The organism is Blastococcus sp. TF02A-35, from assembly GCF_004571075.1.
Classification (GTDB): Bacteria; Actinomycetota; Actinomycetes; order Mycobacteriales; family Geodermatophilaceae; genus Blastococcus.
Window position 1 is genome coordinate 50588 of record NZ_SPQP01000012.1, and the last position, 19936, is coordinate 70523.

Consider the following 19936-nt stretch of genomic DNA (forward strand, 5'->3'; position numbering starts at 1 on the left):
CACGTACCGGTGCATGCTCGCTGACGTGACCGCCGTACTCCCCCGCGCCGCCGCCGACGACACCACGGCACCGGTCCGCCGCAGCCGAGCAGAGCGTCAGGAGATCGTGCTCGACACCGCCGAGCGCCTGTTCTCCAGCCGCAGCTCGCGCAGCGTCGGCATGGACGAGCTGGTCCGGGAGACCGGGCTGGGGAAGATGACGGTCTACCGGCTCTTCAAGAGCAAGGACGACCTCGTCGGCGCCTACCTCTCGCGGAAGGCGGCCACCGTCCTGGCCTTCATCGACGCCGAGCTGGCCCGCCTGGAGGGCGACCCGCGCGCGGCGCTGCTGTCGGTCGTCGACGCCGTCGAGCGCGACGTGACGCGCACCGGCTTCCGCGGCTGCCCGTTCAACAACGTCAGCAGCGAGTACGACGACCCGCAGCACCCCGCCCGCAGCGCCGCCGCGGACTACAAGTTCGAGCTCTACGGCCGCCTCGAGCGGCTGGCCGAGGAGGTCGTGCCCGGTGGTGGCGAGGACCTCGCGGCCCAGCTGCACCTGATCATCGACGGCATGTACCTCTCCGGCGGGCTGCTCGGCCCCGACGGGCCGGCCGCCCACGGCCGCCAGCTGGCCGAGAAGCTGATCGACGCGGCGGTCGCCCGCGCCTGAGCGGGCGCCCCGCCCGGCCGCCCCGCAGGATGGTCCGGTGACCAGCGACCGCACCCGCCCCGACCTCGACGACACGACCGTCGAGGCGCTGGGCAAGCTCTCCGAGGCCCTGGAGACCGTCGACCAGGCCCGGGGCTTCCTGTACGCGTTCCACCAGCTCACCGGCAAGGCCGACCGCCTGCTGCAGGAGTCGGTGGAGCTGTTCGAGGAGGCAGGGGCGACCGAGCTCGCCGCCGACCTGGACCGGGACCTGGTGGGGCGCAACGTGATCGCCGACCGCTGGACCTTCCAGATCGTCGAGGACTTCGACGAGAGCTACTGGGGCACCTTCCGCCGCTACGACGCCCGTGCGCGCGACGAGCTGGCCGGCGGTGACCGGCACGTCTACGAGGCGCGGATGAAGCAGCGCGAGCGGACGAAGGGCCACCCCCACCACGAGGCGGGCCCCGCCCTCTCCGGCTGACCGCGCGGTTTCCGTCGGCCCGGCACCGGGAAGACCCAGGTCATGACCATGCCTGACGGGAACAACCGCGGCTCCGACCGCGAGGCGAAGCCGCTGGGCGCCGAGAAGGCGCCGGGCGAGGACCGCGACTCGCTGGGCGCCACCGAAGGCCCCGCCGACGGGATCGCCGGCACCGCCTACCCGCCGGCCGGCACGGAGCCGGACGCCCGATGAGCGCGCCGACCCCGCCGCCGTCCCGCGACCCGCTGAGCGTCGGCCTGGGCTCCCCCGGGGAGACCGGGCCGACGACGGCCACCCCCGGTGCCACCCCGCCGGCCACCGGCCCCCGCAGCACGCCCGCGCCCACCCGGGAGCGCCACACCGGCCGCGCCATCGGCCGGTCGCTGGCCCTGGCGCTGCTGATCTTCGTCACCGTCGTCCTGGTGCTGTTCGTCGTCTTCAACGACCAGACGGTGCCCATCAGCCTGGTGTTCGGTGACGTCGAGGCACCCCTGGTGCTCGCGCTGCTCGTCGCGGCGGCGCTGGGTGGCCTGCTGGTCTGGCTGGCCGGCCTCGTGCGACGGGCCCGCCGCCGCAACCGCTGACGTCCGGGGCCGGCAGGCCCCCGGAGCCACGAGAGGGCCATCTCCTCCCTGAGGGGCAGATGGCCCTCTCGTGGCGTGTCGGAGCACCCGACCCTTGCCGTTGTTACCGATGGGTAATAGCGTTTGTTACCGGCGAGTAGGAAATCGCCGCCCATCGGCATGGAGCACGGGAGCCCAGCGCACATGAGCCACTACACCGCGAACCTGCGGGACCTCGAGTTCAACCTCTTCGAGTTCCTCGACACCAAGGACAAGTTCGGCACCGGCCCGTTCGAGCAGATGGATGCCGAGACCGCGCGCGGGATCCTGGCCGAGATCCGGAAGCTCGCCGAGGGGCCGGTCGCCGCGTCCTTCGTCGACGCCGACCGCAACCCGCCGGTCTTCGACCCGGCGACGAACTCCGTGACCATCCCGGAGTCGTTCAAGAAGTCGTACAAGGCCGTCGAGGACGGCGAGTGGTCGCGCCTCGACCTGCCCGAGCACCTGGGCGGCTTCGGCGCACCGCACGCCCTGACCTGGGGCGCCTTCGAGATGATCCTCGGCGCCAACCCCGCCGTCTTCATGTACGGCTCGGGCGCGGCCTTCGCGGCCATCCTCGACGAGCTGGGCACGCCGGACCAGAAGCGCCTGGCCGAGCTCATGCTCGAGCACCGCTGGGGCGCCACGATGGTGCTCACCGAGCCCGACGCGGGCTCCGACGTCGGCGCCGGCACCACCAAGGCCGTGCAGCAGGCCGACGGCTCGTGGCACATCACCGGCGTGAAGCGGTTCATCACGTCGGCCGAGCACGACATGAGCGACAACATCATCCACCTGGTCCTGGCCCGCCCCGAGGGCGCGAAGGCCGGCACCAAGGGCCTGTCGCTGTTCGTCGTCCCCAAGTTCCACGTGGACCTGGCCACCGGCGAGCTCGGCGAGCGCAACGGCGCCTACGTCACCAACGTCGAGAAGAAGATGGGCCTCAAGGTCTCCACGACCTGCGAGCTGACCTTCGGCGACGGCCCGGTCCCGGCCCAGGGCTGGCTGGTCGGCGAGGTGCACGACGGCATCGCCCAGATGTTCAAGGTCATCGAGCACGCCCGGATGTTCGTCGGCGCCAAGGCGATCGCGACCCTCTCCGCCGGCTACCAGGTCGCGCTGGACTACGCGAAGACCCGCGTCCAGGGCGCCGACCTGACCGCGACCAGCAAGGACGCCCCGCGGGTGACCATCACCCACCACCCGGACGTCCGCCGCTCGCTGATGCGCCAGAAGGCCTACGCCGAGGGCATGCGCGCGCTGTACCTCTACACCGCGGGCTTCCGCGACCGCGTCACGGAGGCCGAGGCGGCCGGTGACGCCGAGGCCGCGAAGCTGGCCGAGCGGGTCAACGACCTGCTGCTGCCGATCGTGAAGGGCTTCGGCTCCGAGCGGGCCACGGAGCTGCTGACGTCGGAGTCGCTGCAGACCCTGGGCGGCTCGGGCTTCCTGCAGGACTACCCGATCGAGCAGTACATCCGCGACTCCAAGATCGACACCCTCTACGAGGGCACGACGGCGATCCAGGGCCAGGACTTCTTCTTCCGGAAGATCGTCAAGGACGGCGGCGTCGCCCTGACCTGGCTGGCCGAGCAGATCCAGGCCACGGTCGACGGCGAGGCCGGCAACGGCCGCCTCAAGGAGGAGCGCGCGCTGCTCGGCGCCGCCCTGCAGGACGTCCAGGGCATGCTCGCCGCGATGTTCAACCAGCTGTCCGGCGCGCAGGAGGACATGACCTCGCTGTACAAGGTCGCGCAGAACACCAGCCGCCTGCTGCTGTCGGTCGGCGACCTGGTCACCGCGTGGCTGCTGGTCCGCCAGTCCGAGGTGGCGCTGGCCGCCCTGGCCGGCGAGGTCAGCGAGCGGGACCGCCACTTCTACGAGGGCAAGCTCGCCGCCACCCGCTTCTTCGCCACCCAGGTGCTGCCCCGGCTCACCTCGGAGCGGGTCATCGTCGAGAACACCGACAACGCCCTCATGGAGGTCGACGAGGCCGCGTTCTGAGCCTCCGCACCACCGCGCCGACGGCCGTCTCCCCATGGGAGGCGGCCGTCGGCCGTTTCCTGGCGCGGCGCACGGGCATGGCCAGGGGACGTCGACCTAGGAGGAACCGTGAGCGACCCGCAGGGCAGCGACCGCATCCAGCAGGACGTCCCGACCGCGTCCGGCACCGGCGACAATAGCGACTCCTCGTCGTCGTTCGACGACGTGCCCCTCACCGCCGAGGAGGGGATCGAGCGGGACGCCGCCCAGGGCGACGACCTGCCGGCCCGCGCCGACGGTGACATCCCTCGCGCCACGCGTGCAGGGGCGTCGGGCGAGGTATGAGCGTCCCGACCGCGCACCCGGCGACCCGAGGAGAACGATGAGCGACCCCACCGGCTACGGCGAGTCCCCCGACACCGAGGACGGGCCCGTCGGCGAGGACCAGCAGACCGGCGGCGCCGAGGGCAGCGCCACCCTGACCACCGACGAGGACGCGCAGGCCGACGACGGCGTCGTCCGCCCCGGCAACGCCCCCGACTAGCGGACGGCCCCTCTCCCGACCGACCGGGAGAGGGGCCGTCGCCTCAGACCCGCTCGACCGCCTGCGCCCCGTCCCTGGGGACGACGGCGTGGTCCGCGGCGAGGTCGCGCGACCGGGTCTCCCCGTAGGCCAGGACCGCCACCACCGTGACCACCGCGCAGGCGACGAGGTAGAGGGCCACCGCGGTGGTGTTCGGCTCCTCGAAGCTGCCCAGCAGCGCCAGCGCGATCAGCGGCGCGGGGGCCCCGGCGACGAGCGAGGCCAGCTGCGACCCCATGCCGACGCCGGTGTACCGCGACTTCGTGCCGAAGAGCTCGGAGAAGAACGCCGCCTGCGGGCCGTACATGGCGCCGTGGAACAGCAGCCCGACGGTGATGGCGAAGACGCTCATCCAGAAGCTGTCCGCATCCAGCAGCTCGAACAGCGCGAACGCCCAGACCCCGATGCCGACCGCGCCCAGCAGGTAGACCGGCCGGCGGCCCACCCGGTCCGAGAGGGCACCCCAGAGCGGGATCGTCACCAGGTGCACCGCCGAGGCCAGCACGAGGGCGTTGAGGGTGAACGAGGAGTCCGCCCCCTCGGCCTTCGTCAGGTAGGAGAGGCTGAAGGCGGTCAGCAGGTAGAACGAGACGTTCTCCGCGATCCGCGCCCCCATCGCGACGAGCACCTCGCGCTTGTAGTGGGCGAGGACGGTCATGATCGGCGCCTTCTCGGCCACGCCGGTCTCCGCGGCCTTCTCGGCCGCCACCCGCTGGGCCTCCAGGAACACCGGCGACTCGCTGACCGCCAGCCGGACGAACAGGCCGACGAGGATCAGCACCGCCGACAGCAGGAACGGGATGCGCCAGCCCCAGCTCTCGAAGGCGGCGTCGGACTGGAAGGCCGCCAGCAGCGCCAGCACCCCGGTCGCCAGCAGGTTGCCCGCCGGCGCCCCCGCCTGCGGCCACGAGGACCAGAAGCCGCGGTTCTCCGGCTTCCCGTGCTCCGAGACCAGCAGGACGGCGCCACCCCACTCCCCACCGAGCGCGAAGCCCTGGATCAGCCGCAGGGTGACCAGCAGGATCGGCGCGAGCACGCCGACGGTGCCGAAGGTCGGCAGCAGGCCGATGGCGAACGTGGCGCCACCCATCATCAGCAGCGAGATGACGAGCAGCTTCTTGCGCCCGATCCGGTCACCGAAGTGGCCGAAGACCAGGGCGCCGATCGGCCGGGCCGCGAACCCGACGGCGTAGGTGCCGAAGGACAGCAGCGTGCCCGCGAACTCCGACTGGTCGGGGAAGAACAGCGCCGGGAAGACCAGCGCGGCCGGCGGAGCCGTAGAGGAAGAAGTCGTACCACTCGACGGTGGTGCCGATGACGCTCGCCCCGACGACCTTGCCGAAGCCGGCGCGGGGCTGCGCGGGTGCGGACATGGGACCCTCCTGGTGGATGTGATGGCGGTCACTGACGCTAGGCCGGTCACCCCCGCCGGTCCATGTGCCGGGACGCCCCGATCGCAGCCGTCCAGGTGTGGGTCCCGCCCATGACGTGCCGGCCCGGTCGCGCGCACCCCACCCTCCGGCGCGCGACGGGAGTGGTGTGGCGGCACACCACGGGACCGCGCGCTGCTGTGTGTCGCGCAACCGTGGGGGGCGTCGCACGATCGGCCTAGCGTCGCGGCCATGGCGGTCAACGGTTCCCTGGTCGGACGGCGCGCGCTCATCACGGGCGGGGCGTCGGGCATCGGCCGCGCCTGCGCCGTGCGGCTGGCCGCCGAGGGCGCCGACGTCGTCGTCGCCGACCGGGACGCCGCCGCGGCCGAGGCGGTCGCCGACGAGGTGGGCGGCACCGCGCTCGCCGTCGACCTCTCCGACCTCGACGCCGTGGACCTCCTCGACCCGGCGGTCGACGTCCTGGTCAACAACGCCGGGCTGCAGCACGTCGCACCGGTCCACGAGTTCCCGGTGGACCGGTTCTCCTACATCCTCCGGCTGATGGTGGAGGCCCCGTTCCGGCTGGCCCGGACGGTGCTCCCGCACATGTACGAGCAGGGCTGGGGCCGCGTGGTCAACGTCAGCTCCGTCCACGGGCTGCGCGCGTCGGCCTACAAGTCGGCCTACGTGACGGCCAAGCACGGCCTGGAGGGGCTGTCCAAGGTCATCGCCCTGGAAGGGGCCGCGCACGGGGTCACCTCCAACTGCGTCAACCCCGCGTACGTCCGGACGCCGCTGGTCGAGGGGCAGATCGCCGACCAGGCGCGCGCGCACGGCCTCTCCGAGGACCAGGTCGTCGAGCAGGTGATGCTGGCGCCGGCAGCGGTCAAGCGGCTCATCGAGCCGGCCGAGGTCGCCGACGCCGTGGCCTGGCTGTGCTCGCCCGCGGCCGCGTCGGTCACCGGCACCTCGCTGGTGATGGACGGCGGGTGGAGCGCGCATTGAGGACCGACCGCCTGCCGCTCACCACGCGCGCGGTCGCGGCGGGACGGCGGGGGCCGGCGTCGGCGACAATGCCGCCCGTGACCCGGGCCGCCGAGTACTTCGAGCTCCTGCTCGAGGACGCCGCTGCGATCGAGTACGAGCGGCCCCTCGTCCGCGCCCGGGCCGCCGGCGCCGACGGCGACGAGCTGGCCGAGCTGGAGCGGGTCAAGCTGCTGGCGCTGGAGGTCCGCGAGGCGTTCGCCGCGCGCCGCCGTCGCGAGTCGGAGCTGTCGGCGCTCTTCGACACCGCCAACGACCTGGCCGCCCTCCGCGGCGTCGACTCCGTGCTCACCGCGATCATCCGGCGGGCCCGCCAGCTGCTGGGCACCGACGTCTCCTACCTGACCCTGCACGACCCCGCCGCCGGCGACACGTACATGCGGGTCACCGACGGCTCGGTCTCCGCGCGCTTCCAGGCCCTCCGGCTGCAGATGGGCGCGGGCCTGGGCGGCCTCGTGGCGCAGTCGGCGGCGCCCTACGCCACGTCGAGCTACTTCAACGACGCCCGGTTCCGGCACACCGACGAGATCAACGACGGCGTGCACGACGAAGGGCTGGTCGCCATCCTCGGCGTCCCGCTGATCCGGGGCTCGCAGGTCATCGGGGTGCTGTTCGCCGCCGACCGCACCGAGCGCACCTTCGACCGGTCGGAGGTCTCGCTGCTCGGCTCGCTGGCCGCGCACGCCGCCATCGCCCTGGACAACGCCCGGCTCCTGGAGGAGACGCGGACGGCGCTGGACGAGCTGTCCGCGGCCAGCCGGGAGCTGCGCGCCCACACCGCCTCGGTGGAGCGGGCCGCCGGGGCGCACGACCGCTTCATCGACGTCGTCCTGCGCGGGGGCGGCGTGGAGGACGTCGCCGCCGCGGTGACCGAGGCGCTGGGCGGCAGCATCACCGTCGTCGACGAGGGCGGCCGGGTGGCGCCCGCGGACGACGGGGCGTCCACCGAGCTGCCGGCCGACCCGGCCGCGGCACTGACGCTGGCCCGCTCCACCGGGCGGACGGTGCGCGACGGCAGCTGGTGGACCGCCGCGGTCACCGTGGACAGCGAGCTGCTGGGCGGGCTGATCCTGCACCGCGAGGAGGAGCTCACCGACTCCGAGCAGCGCATCCTCGAGCGAGCGGCACTGGTGACGGCCCTGCTGCTGCTCATCCGCCGCACCGCCGGGGAGGCGGAGAACCGCGTCCGCGGGGAGCTCCTCGAGGAGCTGCTCAGCGGGAGCATGCGCGACCCAGACGGCATGCGGGAGCGGGCCCGGCGGCTGGGCGCGGACCTGGACCGACCGCACGCCGTCGTCGTCGCGCGGGTGGAGCCGCGCTGCCGCACCCGAGCGCTGGCGGCGGCCACGCACCTGGCGGCCACCCGGGGCGGCCTCGCCGGCACGCACGAGGGCAACGTCGTCGTCTGCCTGCCCGACATGGCGGCGGAGACCGCCGCCGCCTGCGTGCGGCGGGAGCTGGCGAACGCGGGCGCCGGTGCGGTGACCGCCGGCGGGGCGGGTCCGGCCCGCGGCCCGGGGGCCGTCGCGACGGCGCACGCGGAGGCGGCCCGCTGCGCGGCGACGCTGGTGGCGCTGGGCCGCGCCGGCACCTCGGCGAGCGCCGACGAGCTCGGCTTCTTCGGGCTGCTGCTCGGGGAGGGCCGGGACGTGCGCGGGTTCGTCGAGGCCACCCTCTCCCCCGTGCTCGAGTACGACGCCAAGCGGGGCACGGACCTGGCCGGCACGCTGCAGGCCTTCTTCGACGCCGGGAACTCCCCCGCCCGGGCGGCCGAGGGGCTGCGGGTGCACGTCAACACCGTCACCCAGCGGCTGGAGCGGGTGGGCCGGCTGCTCGGGAAGGACTGGTCCGCCCCGGCACGGGCGCTGGAGGTCCAGCTCGCCCTGCGGCTGCACCGGCTCACCGACACGTCGGCGGTCTAGCGCCTCCTACTCTGGGCCGGTGCCAACCACCCTGACGCCGACCCTGCTGACGCGGGAGGAGTGGACCGCGCGCGCGGCCGCTCACGAGGAGCGGGTCGACCGGTGGACCGGGCCGCACCGGGAGCGGCGGCGCCGCGGGGAGGCGCACCCGGTCCTGGACTTCCTCTTCACGTACTACTCCGAGACGCCGGGCCGGCTGCGCCGCTGGCACCCCGGCCCCGGGGTCGCGCTCGCCGGCCCCGCGCCGCACGCCGGCTGGCGCTGGTACGCGGCCGACGGCGGGACGGTGCGTCTGGACGCCGACGCCTTCGCCGCGGACCGGGGCGACACCGTCCGCTTCGTCCGCCGGCTGCTGGCCGCCACCGCCGCACGCCCGGCGTTCAGCGGCTGCTTCGGCCTGCACGAGTGGGCGATGGTCTACCGCGACACCGGCACCCGCCACCCCATCCCCCTGCGGCTGGGCCAGGAGGGCACCGACGCCGTCGTGGAGGCGCACCCCATCCGGTGCAGCCACTTCGACGCGTTCCGGTTCTTCACGCCCGACGCGGTGGGCCGCAACCGGCTGCAGCCCACCCGCGAGAGCCAGCCCGACCTCGAGCAGCCGGGCTGCCTGCACGCCGGGATGGACCTGTACAAGTGGGCCTACAAGCTCAGCCCGGCCACGCCCGGCGAGCTGGTGGCCGACTGCTTCGAGCTGGCGGTCGAGATCCGCGAGCTGGACATGCGAGCCTCGCCGTACGACCTGCGCGAGCACGGCTACGAGCCGGTCGCGATCGAGACCCCTGAGGGCAAGGCCGCCTACGTCGCGGCCCAGCGCGGGTTCGCCGAGCGCGGCGCCGTCCTCCGGCGGCGGCTGGTCGAGGTCTGCGACCAGCTGGTGACGTGACGGAGGGCCGCCCTCCCGGAGGAGGGCGGCCCTCCCTCAGACGCCGTCGCGGGGCTGACCGCCGCCGAGGCCCGCGCCCACCTGCTCGCGCAGCTGCTCCACGACCCGGCCCGCCGCCGGCCCGCCGTCCCCGGGCCGGCGCCCGGCCCGCCGTTCCCGCACCCGGTCCACCAGGCCGGCGATCCCGCCCGGCACGAAGAAGACGACCAGGATGAACAGCGTCCCGAGCAGGAACAGCGGCTCCGACAGCGGCACCTGCAGCCACCCGGGCAGGTCCTGGACCGTCGGTGAGTTGGCCAGGTCGGTGAGCCGGTTGTCCAGGTAGGTGTAGAGGACCCCGCCCAGCACCGCGCCCCAGCGGCTGCCCGCGCCGCCCAGCACCACCATGATCAGCAGCCCGATGGTGAAGTCCGACGTCGTCGTGCGGGGCGTGGACCCGCCGAGGAGCAGCAGGTGGGTGACGCCGCCGAGCGCGGCGAGCAGCCCGGCGATGACGAACACCAGGAGCTTGAAGCGGTACGGCTGCAGGCCCAGCACCTCGACGCGGCGCTCGTTCTCCCGGATCGCCTGCCACACCTTGCCGGCCCGGGACCCCGTCACCCAGGTGACGACGACGTAGACCAGCACCAGGTAGGCCAGGGCCAGCCAGTACAGGTTCACCGTGTTGAGGACGCCCACGAAGGCGTCGGGCACCTGGCCGCGGTCCAGCGCCAGGCCCTCCTCGCCGCCGGTGAGGCCCCCGGGTCCTGCAGCACGATGATCGAGCCGACCTGGGCCGTCGCCAGGGTCACCATCGAGAAGGCGATCCCGGAGACCCGCAGCGCCACCCCGCCCACCACCAGCGGCAGCACGACGCCCACCACGGTGGTCAGCGCGAGCGCCGCACCGAGGCCCCAGCCGAGCTCGGTCAGCGCCAAATTCGCCGCATAGGTGCCGGCGGCGAAGTAGAGCGCGTGGCCGAACGACAGCAGCCCGGTGAACCCGAACAGCAGGTCGTAGGAGAGCGCGACGCCGCCGAAGACCAGGCAGAGCGCGAGCAGCTGCAGCGTGCCCGGGCTGTTGAGCACGCCGTCGAAGACCCCGGGGAGCTGCAGCGTGGAGTACGGCAGCACCGCCAGCACGACGAGCACGATGAGCGGCGCCAGCCGCCGCACAGCCGACTTGTTCATGACGCCCTCTTTCACGCGAGCCGAGCCGTCAGCCCGCTCGGGCGGGTCAGCAGGACCGCGGCCAGCAGCAGCACGACCGACAGGTCGCCCACCCCGCTCGCCGCGTAGTAGTTGGCGAACTGCTGGACGAGGCCCACGAGCACGGCGGCCACGGCAGTCCCGGTGATGGAGCTCATCCCGCCGATGACGACGACGATGAACGCGAAGATCAGCAGCGAGGTGCCCTGCCCCGGCGAGATCGAGCCGAGGTAGATGCCACCGAGGGCGCCGGCCAGCGCGGCGAAGGCGCCGCCGACCGCGAACACCAGCGTGAACGCCTTCCGCACGTCGATGCCGAGCGCGGTCACCATCGACCGGTTCTCCACGCCCGCCCGGATGATCAGGCCGACCCGGGTGAACCGGAGGAAGGCCAGGACCGCCACCAGGACCACCAGCGCGCTGCCGATCAGCAGGAAGCGGTCGTTGGGCACGCTGGCGCCCAGGACCGACGTCGTGCGCTGGGCCCACTCCGGCCGCGGGAAGGGGTGCGGGTCGGCTCCCCAGATGGCGCGCACCAGGGCGACCAGCGCCAGGGCGAGACCCATGGTGACCAGCACCTGCTCGATGTGCCGCTCGTAGAGCGGCCGGATGAGGGCCAGCTCGACCAGGGCCGCGACGGCGGTGCCGACGGCGACCCCGAAGGCGACGGCGAGCACGAAGCCCCAGCCGGTCGAGCCGGCGCCGGGCAGGTTGTCCGACGCCCACCAGGTCCCGTAGGCCCCGATGGTCAGGAAGGCGCCGTGGGCGAAGTTCAGCACGCCCATCAGCCCGAAGATGAGCGAGAGGCCGGAGGCCACCAGGAAGTAGAGGGCGGCCAGCCCCAGGCCGGTGACGGTGAGGAGCACGACGGTGTCCATCAGGCGTGCCCCCCGCTCGTCGCCACGCCCAGCAGCTCGCGGGTCCGGTCGGCGTCGTCCAGCAGGTCCTGGGCGGAGCCGGTCCAGGCGACCCGTCCCTGGTCGACGACGGCCGCGTCCTGCGCCATCCGGCGCACCACGGTCAGGTTCTGCTCGACGAGCAGGATCGTCACCTCCTCGGCCGCGCGGGCCAGCACCTCGGCGACCTCGGCGACCAGCAGCGGGGCCAGCCCCTTCGTCGGCTCGTCGATCAGCAGCAGCTGGTTGTCGTTGAGCAGCAGCCGGGCGATGGCGACCATCTGCTGCTGGCCACCGGAGAGCGTCCCGGCCAGCTGCCGGCTCCGCTGCTTGAGCTCGGGGAACAGCTCGTAGACCCGGTCGTGGTGGTGGGCGGAGTCCCGCCGCTCGGCCAGGGTGAGGTTCTCGGCGACGGTGAGGCCGCCGAAGACCTCGCGGTCCTCCGGCGCGTAGCCGATGCCGTGCCGCACCACCTCGTGCGTGCGGCGGCCCGACAGCCGGTGGGTGCGGCCGTCGGCGCCGGTGAGCTCGACCACGCCGGTGGAGGGCACCAGCCCCAGGACGGCCTTGACGGTGGTGGTCTTCCCGGCGCCGTTGCGCCCGAGCAGCGCGGTCACGCCGCCGCGGCGGACGGTGAGGTCCACGCCCTGCAGGATGTGGCTGCCGGACAGCCGGACGTGCACGTCGGACATCCGGAGCAGCGGCTGGTCGGTCGCGGTCACAGCTGCTCCCCCAGGTACGCCTGCTGCACCGCGGGGTCGCTCGTGACCTTCTCCGGGGTGTCGAGCGCCAGCAGCCGGCCGTGGTGCATGACCGCCACCCGGTCCGCCAGCCCCAGCAGCACGTCCATGTGGTGCTCGACCATCAGCACCGTCTTGCCCTCCTCGCGGTGCACCCCGGCGATGACCTCGGTGAGCCCGGCGACGTCCTCGATGCTGACGCCGGCCATGGGCTCGTCCAGCAGGACGACCGTCGGGTCGGTGGCCAGCAGGATGGCGAGCTCGAGCTTGCGCTTGTCGCCGTGGGACAGCGCCCCGGCGAGGCCGTCGCCGCGCCGGGCGAGCCCGACCCGCTGCAGCGAGCGCGTGGCGACGTCCTGGGCGGCGTCCCGGTCGCGGACCCGCTGCCACGGTCGCAGGCTGCCGCCCAGCTTGGCCTGCGCCGCCAGCCGGACGTTCTCCCGGACGGTCAGCCCGGCGAAGACCGAGGACGCCTGGAACGTGCGCCCCAGACCCCGCCGGGCGCGGGCGGCCGGCGCCGCCCCGGTGATGTCGGCGCCGTCGAGGGTGACGGAGCCGCCGGTCGCCGGGAGCAGCCCGGAGAGCAGGTTGAACAGCGACGTCTTGCCGGCCCCGTTGGGCCCGATGACGGCGACGAACTCACCGCGCGCGACGTCGAAGCTGACGTCGTCGACGATGACCGCCCCACCGATGGCGCAGGTGAGGCCGGCGACCTGCAGCACCGGCACGCCCGCGGCGGGGCGGGCGGCCGGTGCTGCCTCCGTGCTCGTGGACACGCGGGACCCGGGGTCAGGAGCCGGACGCGACCGGCGGGGCGGTCGTCTCGGCGTCCAGCGTCTCGACCAGGACCGGGACCAGCTCGCCGTCCTTCTCCTCCAGGCGGGCCTGGAACATCGGCTGCAGCAGCGCGTGGTCCTCCTCGCGGATGGTCATCTCGCCCTTGACGCCGTCGAAGGTCCAGCCCTCCAGCGCGTCGATCATGGCGCTCACCTCGTCGCCGCCCTCCTGGATGGCGCGGACGACCATCTGGGCGGCGGTGAAGCCGTCGGGCGTGAAGAGGTCGACCTCGCCCCCGTCGGCCTCGACCCGCTCGGCCATCGCCTGGCTGACCTCGTTGTCCACGGCCTCGGCGAAGAAGTGCGAGAGGTACTCGATGCCGGTGGCCGAGGCGCCGAAGGTCGGGTACGAGGCGCGGATGTCCAGGCCCGTGACGACGGTCGACGCCTCGAGCACGCCCTGCTGGCCCATGGCCTGCCACATGGCGGGCGCCGTCTCCCCGGCCCAGGCCACGAAGACCAGGTCGGCGCCGGCGCCGCGGGCCTGCGAGGCGAACGGCGTCAGGTCGGTCGCCGAGGCCGGCACGAGCAGCGGCGTCACCTCCGCTCCGCCCTTGGTGCCCAGCACGGCGGTGACGGCCGCGACGTTGGCCTGGCCGAAGGCGCTGTCCTGGGCGACGACGAGGACCTTCTTGCCCGCCGGGTCACCGATGAAGGACTGCGCGGTCAGGATGTCCTGGTAGGTCTGCCGGCCGGAGCGGAAGGTGTTGTCGTTGACGCCGGTGACCGCGTCGGTGGCGGCGGGCCCGGAGATGAACAGGACGTCGTTCTGCTCGGCCAGCGGTGCGACCTGCGTGGCCACGCCGGAGGCGGTCGAGCCCGCGAGGATGCTGACGCCCTGGCCGATCAGGTCGGTCGCCTCGGCCACGGCCTTCGCCGGGTCGCCGGCGTCGTCGCGCTCGATGACCTCGATCTTCCGGCCGTCGACCTCGCCGGTGCCGTCCGTGGCGTAGTCCAGCCCGGCCTCGAAGCCCTGCAGATACTGGGCGCCGTAGGTCGCCAGCGGGCCCGACTTCGAGTAGACGAGACCGACCTGGACGGGCGCGCCCTCCTCGCCGGAGCCGCCACCGCCCGAGCCGGGCGCTGTGGGGCTGCCGCAGGCGCCGACGGCGAGGACGCCGGCAGCCGCTACCGCAAGGGTGGCGGTCCGGGACCGGAAACGGGTGCGGGGCATGGCGATCTCCTCGGGTGTGCGTCACTGCACAGTGGGCTGGACCACACCGTAGGGAGCTGTTGATCACGTGCCCATGTGGGCTGCTCCCACACCCTGCGGAAGAGCTATGGGTGGACACCACCCCGGGGGTCGCGGTCAGGCGCAGACCGGTGCGGGCGACGCTCCCTCCGGGACCGGCACGAAGTCGAAGGACTGCCCGTCCGCGGCCGACAGCGGGTCGCGCACGGTGAAGCGCAGCTGGTCGTCGTCGAGGAGGACCACCTCGCCGGCGGTGCGGTCGTCGTAGGTCGCCACCCCGGCGGCCTCGGGCAGGCGGGGAGCAGAAGGTGCCGGCGAAAGCCGCAGCGGGGGCGGACGGGCGCCCCCGTAGGGTGCGGGCGTGAGCTCCCCGCGCGAGGACCGCTGGATCAGGCTCGACGGCGCCGCCAACGTGCGCGACCTGGGCGGGCTGCCGACCGACGACGGCGGCCGGACCACCCCCGGCCGGATCCTGCGCAGCGACAACCTCCAGACGCTCAGCGCCGCCGACGTGCGCCGCCTGGTCGGCGAGCTGGGCCTGCGCGAGGTGATCGACCTGCGCACGACCGCCGAGATCCTGCTCGAGGGCCGCGGCCCGCTGCGCGAGCTCGCCGAGGTGACCCACCGCCACTTCAGCCTGCTCCCCGAGCGCGGCCACCACACCGACGTCTTCGCCGTCGAGGAGCCGCCGGAGGACCTGCCGGCCGGCTGGGGCGAGACCCTGCTCCCCCGCCAGGTCGCCGAGCACGACCAGGACGAGCCGCCGGCGGTCCGCTCCTACCTCGGCTACCTGGGCCAGCGCTCCGACGCCGTCGTCGGCGCGCTGCGTGCGCTGGCCGCCCAAGGGTCGGGGGCGGCCGTGGTGCACTGCGCCGCCGGCAAGGACCGCACCGGGGTCGTGGTCGCCCTGGCCCTGGCGGTCGCCGGGGTGCCGCACGAGGAGATCGTGGCCGACTACGCGCTCACCGCGGAGGTCATCGACGCGATCGTGGCCCGGCTGGCCGCCTCACCCACCTACGCCGAGGACATGGTCAGCCGCGACGTCGCCAGCCACACCCCGCGGGCTGAGACGATGGACCGGGTGCTGACGCTCCTGGACGAGCGCTTCGGCGGGCCGCTGGGCTGGCTGACCGCCCACGGCTTCGGCCCCGAGGAGCAGGCGGCCCTGCGGGCACGGCTGCGCGGCTGAGCCCGGTCAGCGGGTGATCCCGCTGCGGCGCTCCTTCTCCTGGTACATCGCGGCGTCGGCGTCGCGGAGCAGCTCGTCGGCGGTGCGGGGGGCGTCGCCGCAGAGGACGGCCACGCCGACGCTCGTGCCGACGTCCACCGGCCGCCCGTCCAGCCGGAACGGCTCCCGGAAGCACCCGGAGACGCGGTCGGCCAGCTGGTGGGCGTCGGCGGGGTCCAGCAGGTCGGGGAGCACGATGGCGAACTCGTCGCCGCTGAGCCGCGCGACCGTGTCGCCGGGGCGGACGACGGCGCGCAGCCGCGCCGCCACCTGGCGCAGCAGCTCGTCACCGGCGGCGTGACCGAAGGTGTCGTTGACGGCCTTGAACCGGTCGAGGTCGCAGAACAGGACGCCGAGGTGGACGTCCGCGCCGGTGGCGGCGAGCGTGCTCTCGAGCCGCTCCAGGAAGAGGACCCGGTTGGGCAGGCCGGTCAGCGCGTCGTGCGTGGCCTGGTGGCGCACGGTCTCCAGCAGCCGGGCCTTCTGCAGCGCGGTCGCCGCCTGGTCGCCGACGCCGCGCAGCCGGGCCAGCACGTCCCCGCCCAGCTCGGCCGGTGCCTCGCCGGCGTCCCAGCTCGCGGTGGCCACCCCGAGGAAGGTGCTCCCGGCCAGGAGCGGCACGGCCACCACGTCGGTGACGTCGATGGTGGCCATGAACTGCCGCAGCGCCGGGCTGCTGGTGGCGATGTTGAGGATGCGCGGCTCCCGGTCGGTGAGCATGCCGACCAGCTCCGGGGTGTCCTCGGGGCGCAGGGGCGTGCCCAGGAAGTGCTCGCGGCGGACCGGCTCGCTGCGCGCCGACGACCGGCCCTGCAGCTGGCCGAGCGCCGGGTCCCAGAGCATGACCGAGGCGCTGCTGCAGCCGACGACGCGGGGGAGCGTCTCGGCGACGATGGCGCAGACGGCGCTGGCGTCCGAGGCACCCGCGAGCTCGTGCGCCAGTCCCAGGAGCGCACCGGCCCGGTCGGCCTCCAGGCGGGCGTCCCGGAGCGCGATGAGCAGGTCGAGCGCGGCGGCGGCGTGGCCGGCGTAGGCCCCGAGCATGGTCTGCTCGTCGGTCAGCTCACCCTCGCCGGAGTGGTAGATGGCGGCCAGCCGCCCGTGCCGGCGGCGCGCGGAGGCGACGTCGACCACGACGGCGCTGGGGCCGAGGTCGTCGCCGGCCAGGAGCCGGTCGGCCAGCCCGGCCAGCTGCTCCTCGGGGATGCCGGCGGCGTGCACCAGCGGCGCGCCGCCGTCGGGCGCGGCGACGACGAGCAGGTGCGCCGGGGCGAGCACCGCCTCCCCGGCGCGGGCGACGATCCGGTGCAGCACGGTGTCCAGGTCGTCGCTGGCGACCAGCTCGCTCGCCGCGGTCTGCAGCGTGCGCAGCTGCCCGCGCAGCGCGACCAGCTCGGGGTCGTCGTCGCCGGCGGTCGGCCGGCGGCGACGCAGCCGCGAGCGGCGCTCCCAGGTGATCCGGTAGACGCAGGTGCGGCTGCCCCCGCTCTCGCACTCGGAGTGGGCGACGACGCCCGGCGGCAGGCCGAAGATGCTGGGCACGGTGATCGCGAGGCCGCGCGCGAAGGCGCAGTCCAGCGGGGAGTGCTCGTAGCCCTCGGCCAGCGTCAGCGAGACGGTCGCGGAGGTGGGGGTCGTCTCGTGCACCCGCATCGTCGAGACGGTGGTGAACTTGGCGGCGCTGCGCGGGAGGTGCCGGAACACCTGGCGCGGGGTGCCCAGGGCGCGCAGCACCAGCACGAGGGAGTGGGCCAGCCCGCTGCGCATCGCCGATGCGCCCATGTGGAAGAGGGCGTCGGGGTCGCCCAGGACCTCGGTCGCGGCGGTGAACAGCCGGATGCGGGTGTCGTAGCTCCACCAGCGGGCCTGGTCCTGCAGCTCCACCGCGACGCGCTCCAGGCCGGCTCGCCGGAGGACCTCGGCGACGGCCTCGTCGCCGCCGTGGCGGTGGACGTACTTGAGCAGGCCGGCGGTCGTCGCGCCGGACGTCTCACGCGCCTCGGCGTGGGTCTCCGTCGTCACGTCACCGCCACCATCCCCCCGGGAGCTGCACTGGTCTCCCGTGCAGCATCGGCCGCGAGCCGCGAACCTTGAGCGATCCTGCCCCGTTCCGGTGAGGCTTCCGCGCAGCTCAGCCGCGTGTCGGTGGGTGCGCACACCCCCGGAACGCATGCGACCCCGGTCTCGTGAGGAGACCGGGGTCGGGATGTCGCGGGCCGCGGGGCGCGGCCGGGGCTCAGCGGCCGAGGAAGTGGCCGCTGTTCGCCATCGTCAGGAGCTCGTCGCGCATCGCCGGGCTGCTGGTGCGCGAGAGCGCCTTGTCGAGCGCCCGCCGGGTGCGCGCCACCTGCCGACGCTCCCGCCAGATGGTCGTCACGCTGCTCATCGCTACTGCCTCTTTCGTCGTGGTTCGGGTTCCTGCACCGTAGTAACGCAGGCGTTCATCACTCTAATCCGACGAATCGCAGGTGGACTTGAACCGTGGCCTAACGTTTCTCACCCATCAGGGTGAGAGTGGTCACGTCGGCACGCTCGGTGACGAGATCGCGGGTCCCGGGACGACGACGGCGCCCGTCCCCTGGGGGAACGGGCGCCGTCGGCTGTCGTGACCGACCGGCCCCCTCACGGGGGCCGGTCGGTCACTGGTCCGGGCGGGAGACGTCGCCGCGCCACGCACCGGTCTCGGTGCCACGGCTCTCGATGAACTCCTTGAACTTCTTCGCGTCCGCCTTCACCTGGCGGTCGTCGAAGCCCAGGGCGGCACCGGCCTTCTCGACCAGACCCTCCGGCTCCCAGTCGATCTGGATCATCACGCGGGTCTTGCTGTCGTCGAGCCGGTGGAAGGTGACGACGCCGGCGTGCTTGGCCTCACCGCTGGTGCTGGTCCAGGCCACCCGCTCCTCGGGGTGCTGCTCGGTGATCTCGGCGTCGAACTCGCGCTTCACGCCGTCGATGTTGGTCACCCAGTGGGTGTGGGTCTCGTCGATCTGGGTGATGCTCTCGACGCCTCCCATGAACTGGGGGAAGGACTCGAACTGCGTCCACTGGTCGTAGACGACGCGGATCGGGACGTCGACGTCGACGGACTCCTGCACGCTGGCCACGCTTCTCAGCTCCTCGTGTCGCTTGTTTCGGTCGTGTGCCACCTACCCCTCCGGCGCGGGGGTGACACGTCGAACGAGCAGGTCAGCGCAGCGCGGCGCCGAGGCTTCCCCGGACCGTGGGGTTCCGCAGCAGGAGGGCCTGCGCGAGGTGGTAGGCGTCGGGCTGCCCGGCCCAGGTGCCGGAGGCGACGTCGCCCGAGGGCGTCAGCTCGTGGTGCCAGCTGCCGGTGGCCGGGTCGGCGAAGCGCTCCTCGCCGTGCGCCCACCACCGGTCGGCCAGCTCCCGGAACCGGGCCTCCCCCGTGACGGCGGCGAGCACCTCGGCCGCCGCGACCGCCTCGCACAGCACCCAGTGCATCCGGGCGCGGACGACGGGGCGGTCCTCCCAGTCCAGCGTGTACGGGAAGCCGTCGGCACCGTCGGCCGCCCACCCGCGGCGGGCGGCGGCGTCGAACAGGTCGACGGCGTCGGACAGCAGCCACGCCGGGGGGCCGGGGAGCACCGCGTGCAGGTGCAGGGCGAGGCGCGCCCACTCGAACTGGTGGCCGACCGTCACGCCGTAGGGGCGGAACGGGTCGGCGGGGCGGTCGCGGTTGTGCTCCGGCAGCGGCGTCCAGCCGGCGTCGAAGTGCTCGGGCAGCCGCCAGTCCCGCTCCCGGGCCCAGCCGTGCACGACCCGCTCGACGGTGCGCAGCGCCTGGCCCCGCAGCCGCTCCGCCAGGGCGGCGTCGCGCACCGCGTCGGCGGCGGCCAGCGTGGCCTCGACGCCGTGCATGTTCGCGTTGGCGCCCCGGTAGCCGTCCAGCCGCGTCCAGCCGGCGTCCCACTCCTCCACCGCCAGCCCCGCGTCGTCGTCCCAGAACCGCTCCTGCCAGACCTCCAGGGCCTCGGCCAGCAGGTCCTCCCCGAGGCCGGCGGCCGCTGCGGTGGAGCCGGCCAGCAGCACGAAGGCGTGCACGTAGGCGGCCTTGCCGTCGTCCTCGGTGCTCGACCGCCAGCCACCGTTCGCGTCGTCGTGCAGCGGACCGCGCCGCAGGGCGGCGACCCCGTGCGCCGCGAGCTCGCCGGCGCCGGGCCTCCTCAGCAGGTGCGCCAGCCCGAAGACGTGCGTCATCCGCGCGACGATCCAGGTCTCCTGCGGCCGGCCGGGCAGCAGCGAGCCGTCCGACCCCAGGTACCCGAAGCCGTCGTCGGTCCGGGAGCGGGCGGCGAAGGCGAGCAGCCGGTCGAGGTCGGTCACGCCGC

The 19936-nt window shown here is 74.0% G+C and carries 23 protein-coding genes; 11 read left to right on the plus strand and 12 right to left on the minus strand.

Annotated elements, in window-relative coordinates; translation table 11 throughout:
* Nucleotides 1-25: 25 nt before the first annotated feature.
* From E4P43_RS08125 to E4P43_RS19865, 7 genes are all read left to right on the plus strand, one after another.
* Nucleotides 26-652: a TetR/AcrR family transcriptional regulator gene (locus tag E4P43_RS08125; protein ID WP_245159005.1), complete on the plus strand. Its 627-nt coding sequence runs from the start codon at nucleotides 26-28 to the stop codon at nucleotides 650-652.
* 37 nt (nucleotides 653-689) lie between these two features.
* Nucleotides 690-1115, plus strand: a complete 426-nt coding sequence (locus E4P43_RS08130; RefSeq protein WP_135144957.1) for a hypothetical protein — start codon at nucleotides 690-692, stop codon at nucleotides 1113-1115.
* Nucleotides 1116-1157: 42 nt separating this feature from the next.
* Nucleotides 1158-1328 carry a hypothetical protein gene (locus tag E4P43_RS19860; protein ID WP_167759120.1) on the plus strand — a complete coding sequence of 57 codons (171 nt, stop codon included), beginning with the start codon at nucleotides 1158-1160 and terminating at the stop codon, nucleotides 1326-1328.
* Complete coding sequence (locus E4P43_RS08135; RefSeq protein WP_135144958.1) at nucleotides 1325-1699, plus strand: lipopolysaccharide assembly protein LapA domain-containing protein; 375 nt, start codon at nucleotides 1325-1327, stop codon at nucleotides 1697-1699. Before E4P43_RS19860 ends, E4P43_RS08135 begins: the two co-directional genes overlap by 4 nt.
* Before the next feature lie 183 nt (nucleotides 1700-1882).
* Nucleotides 1883-3721, plus strand: a complete 1839-nt coding sequence (locus E4P43_RS08140) for an acyl-CoA dehydrogenase (RefSeq protein ID WP_135144959.1) — start codon at nucleotides 1883-1885, stop codon at nucleotides 3719-3721.
* Between the two features lie 108 nt (nucleotides 3722-3829).
* Complete coding sequence (locus E4P43_RS08145; RefSeq protein ID WP_135144960.1) at nucleotides 3830-4045, plus strand: hypothetical protein; 216 nt, start codon at nucleotides 3830-3832, stop codon at nucleotides 4043-4045.
* 37 nt (nucleotides 4046-4082) lie between these two features.
* Nucleotides 4083-4244 (plus strand): hypothetical protein, encoded by a 162-nt coding sequence (locus E4P43_RS19865; RefSeq protein WP_167759121.1) that lies wholly within the window; start codon nucleotides 4083-4085, stop codon nucleotides 4242-4244.
* Nucleotides 4245-4287: 43 nt separating this feature from the next.
* Here the strand turns inward: E4P43_RS19865 and E4P43_RS08150 are convergent, their stop codons facing one another.
* Nucleotides 4288-5688: an MFS transporter gene (locus E4P43_RS08150; RefSeq protein WP_245159006.1), complete on the minus strand. Its 1401-nt coding sequence runs from the start codon at nucleotides 5686-5688 to the stop codon at nucleotides 4288-4290.
* 217 nt (nucleotides 5689-5905) lie between these two features.
* Between E4P43_RS08150 and E4P43_RS08155 the strand changes: the two genes are divergently transcribed.
* The 3 genes from E4P43_RS08155 (at nucleotide 5906) to E4P43_RS08165 (ending at nucleotide 9508) form a co-directional block, all read left to right on the plus strand.
* Nucleotides 5906-6661: a 3-hydroxybutyrate dehydrogenase gene (locus tag E4P43_RS08155; RefSeq protein ID WP_135144961.1), complete on the plus strand. Its 756-nt coding sequence runs from the start codon at nucleotides 5906-5908 to the stop codon at nucleotides 6659-6661.
* A gap of 77 nt (nucleotides 6662-6738) precedes the next feature.
* Entirely contained in the window at nucleotides 6739-8622 is a 1884-nt protein-coding gene (locus E4P43_RS08160; RefSeq protein ID WP_245159007.1) for a GAF domain-containing protein, read from the plus strand.
* Between the two features lie 19 nt (nucleotides 8623-8641).
* Entirely contained in the window at nucleotides 8642-9508 is an 867-nt protein-coding gene (locus tag E4P43_RS08165) for a 3-methyladenine DNA glycosylase (protein WP_135144962.1), read from the plus strand.
* 36 nt (nucleotides 9509-9544) lie between these two features.
* On the opposite strand, the gene E4P43_RS20175 is transcribed toward E4P43_RS08165, so the two are convergent.
* The 7 genes from E4P43_RS20175 to E4P43_RS19870 all read right to left on the minus strand — a co-directional run bounded on the left by E4P43_RS20175 (nucleotide 9545) and on the right by E4P43_RS19870 (nucleotide 14635).
* On the minus strand, nucleotides 9545-10201 hold the full coding sequence (locus E4P43_RS20175; RefSeq protein ID WP_209313786.1) for a branched-chain amino acid ABC transporter permease: 657 nt from the start codon (nucleotides 10199-10201) through the stop codon (nucleotides 9545-9547).
* Complete coding sequence (locus E4P43_RS20180) at nucleotides 10165-10677, minus strand: hypothetical protein (RefSeq protein WP_209313787.1); 513 nt, start codon at nucleotides 10675-10677, stop codon at nucleotides 10165-10167. Before E4P43_RS20180 ends, E4P43_RS20175 begins: the two co-directional genes overlap by 37 nt.
* An 11-nt stretch (nucleotides 10678-10688) precedes the next feature.
* Nucleotides 10689-11573 carry a branched-chain amino acid ABC transporter permease gene (locus E4P43_RS08175; RefSeq protein WP_135144963.1) on the minus strand — a complete coding sequence of 295 codons (885 nt, stop codon included), beginning with the start codon at nucleotides 11571-11573 and terminating at the stop codon, nucleotides 10689-10691.
* Entirely contained in the window at nucleotides 11573-12313 is a 741-nt protein-coding gene (locus E4P43_RS08180) for an ABC transporter ATP-binding protein (RefSeq protein ID WP_135144964.1), read from the minus strand. Before E4P43_RS08180 ends, E4P43_RS08175 begins: the two co-directional genes overlap by 1 nt.
* Nucleotides 12310-13107 carry an ABC transporter ATP-binding protein gene (locus E4P43_RS08185; protein WP_209313788.1) on the minus strand — a complete coding sequence of 266 codons (798 nt, stop codon included), beginning with the start codon at nucleotides 13105-13107 and terminating at the stop codon, nucleotides 12310-12312. The genes E4P43_RS08180 and E4P43_RS08185 overlap by 4 nt, the downstream gene beginning before the upstream one ends.
* Nucleotides 13108-13120: 13 nt before the next feature.
* Nucleotides 13121-14341 (minus strand): substrate-binding domain-containing protein, encoded by a 1221-nt coding sequence (locus E4P43_RS08190; RefSeq protein ID WP_135144965.1) that lies wholly within the window; start codon nucleotides 14339-14341, stop codon nucleotides 13121-13123.
* 135 nt (nucleotides 14342-14476) lie between these two features.
* A complete protein-coding gene (locus E4P43_RS19870; RefSeq protein WP_167759122.1) occupies nucleotides 14477-14635 on the minus strand; it encodes a hypothetical protein in 159 nt (52 codons plus the stop codon).
* Nucleotides 14636-14720: 85 nt separating this feature from the next.
* On the opposite strand from E4P43_RS19870, the gene E4P43_RS08195 reads away from it, so the two are divergent.
* Nucleotides 14721-15548, plus strand: a complete 828-nt coding sequence (locus E4P43_RS08195) for a tyrosine-protein phosphatase (RefSeq protein ID WP_135144966.1) — start codon at nucleotides 14721-14723, stop codon at nucleotides 15546-15548.
* A 6-nt stretch (nucleotides 15549-15554) separates the two neighbouring features.
* Here the strand turns inward: E4P43_RS08195 and E4P43_RS08200 are convergent, their stop codons facing one another.
* From E4P43_RS08200 to E4P43_RS08210, 4 genes are all read right to left on the minus strand, one after another.
* Nucleotides 15555-17609 carry a sensor domain-containing diguanylate cyclase gene (locus tag E4P43_RS08200; protein WP_245159008.1) on the minus strand — a complete coding sequence of 685 codons (2055 nt, stop codon included), beginning with the start codon at nucleotides 17607-17609 and terminating at the stop codon, nucleotides 15555-15557.
* Nucleotides 17610-17823: 214 nt separating this feature from the next.
* Nucleotides 17824-17973, minus strand: coding sequence for a hypothetical protein (locus E4P43_RS19875; RefSeq protein ID WP_167759123.1), 150 nt, complete (start codon nucleotides 17971-17973; stop codon nucleotides 17824-17826).
* A gap of 253 nt (nucleotides 17974-18226) precedes the next feature.
* Nucleotides 18227-18691, minus strand: coding sequence for an SRPBCC family protein (locus tag E4P43_RS08205; RefSeq protein WP_135144968.1), 465 nt, complete (start codon nucleotides 18689-18691; stop codon nucleotides 18227-18229).
* A gap of 82 nt (nucleotides 18692-18773) precedes the next feature.
* Nucleotides 18774-19931: an AGE family epimerase/isomerase gene (locus E4P43_RS08210; RefSeq protein ID WP_135144969.1), complete on the minus strand. Its 1158-nt coding sequence runs from the start codon at nucleotides 19929-19931 to the stop codon at nucleotides 18774-18776.
* Nucleotides 19932-19936 lie beyond the last annotated feature (5 nt).

What these genes read in the sequence shown, in the direction of transcription:
- E4P43_RS08140 (WP_135144959.1), top strand. Translation starts at nt 1,883, where the DNA reads ATGAGCCACTACACCGCGAACCTGCGGGACCTCGAGTTCAACCTCTTC.
- E4P43_RS08155 (WP_135144961.1), top strand. Translation starts at nt 5,906, where the DNA reads ATGGCGGTCAACGGTTCCCTGGTCGGACGGCGCGCGCTCATCACGGGC.
- E4P43_RS19865 (WP_167759121.1), top strand. Translation starts at nt 4,083, where the DNA reads ATGAGCGACCCCACCGGCTACGGCGAGTCCCCCGACACCGAGGACGGG.
- E4P43_RS08190 (WP_135144965.1), bottom strand. Translation starts at nt 14,341, where the DNA reads ATGCCCCGCACCCGTTTCCGGTCCCGGACCGCCACCCTTGCGGTAGCG.
- E4P43_RS19860 (WP_167759120.1), top strand. Translation starts at nt 1,158, where the DNA reads ATGACCATGCCTGACGGGAACAACCGCGGCTCCGACCGCGAGGCGAAG.
- E4P43_RS19875 (WP_167759123.1), bottom strand. Translation starts at nt 17,973, where the DNA reads ATGAGCAGCGTGACGACCATCTGGCGGGAGCGTCGGCAGGTGGCGCGC.
- E4P43_RS08175 (WP_135144963.1), bottom strand. Translation starts at nt 11,573, where the DNA reads ATGGACACCGTCGTGCTCCTCACCGTCACCGGCCTGGGGCTGGCCGCC.
- E4P43_RS20180 (WP_209313787.1), bottom strand. Translation starts at nt 10,677, where the DNA reads ATGAACAAGTCGGCTGTGCGGCGGCTGGCGCCGCTCATCGTGCTCGTC.
- E4P43_RS08135 (WP_135144958.1), top strand. Translation starts at nt 1,325, where the DNA reads ATGAGCGCGCCGACCCCGCCGCCGTCCCGCGACCCGCTGAGCGTCGGC.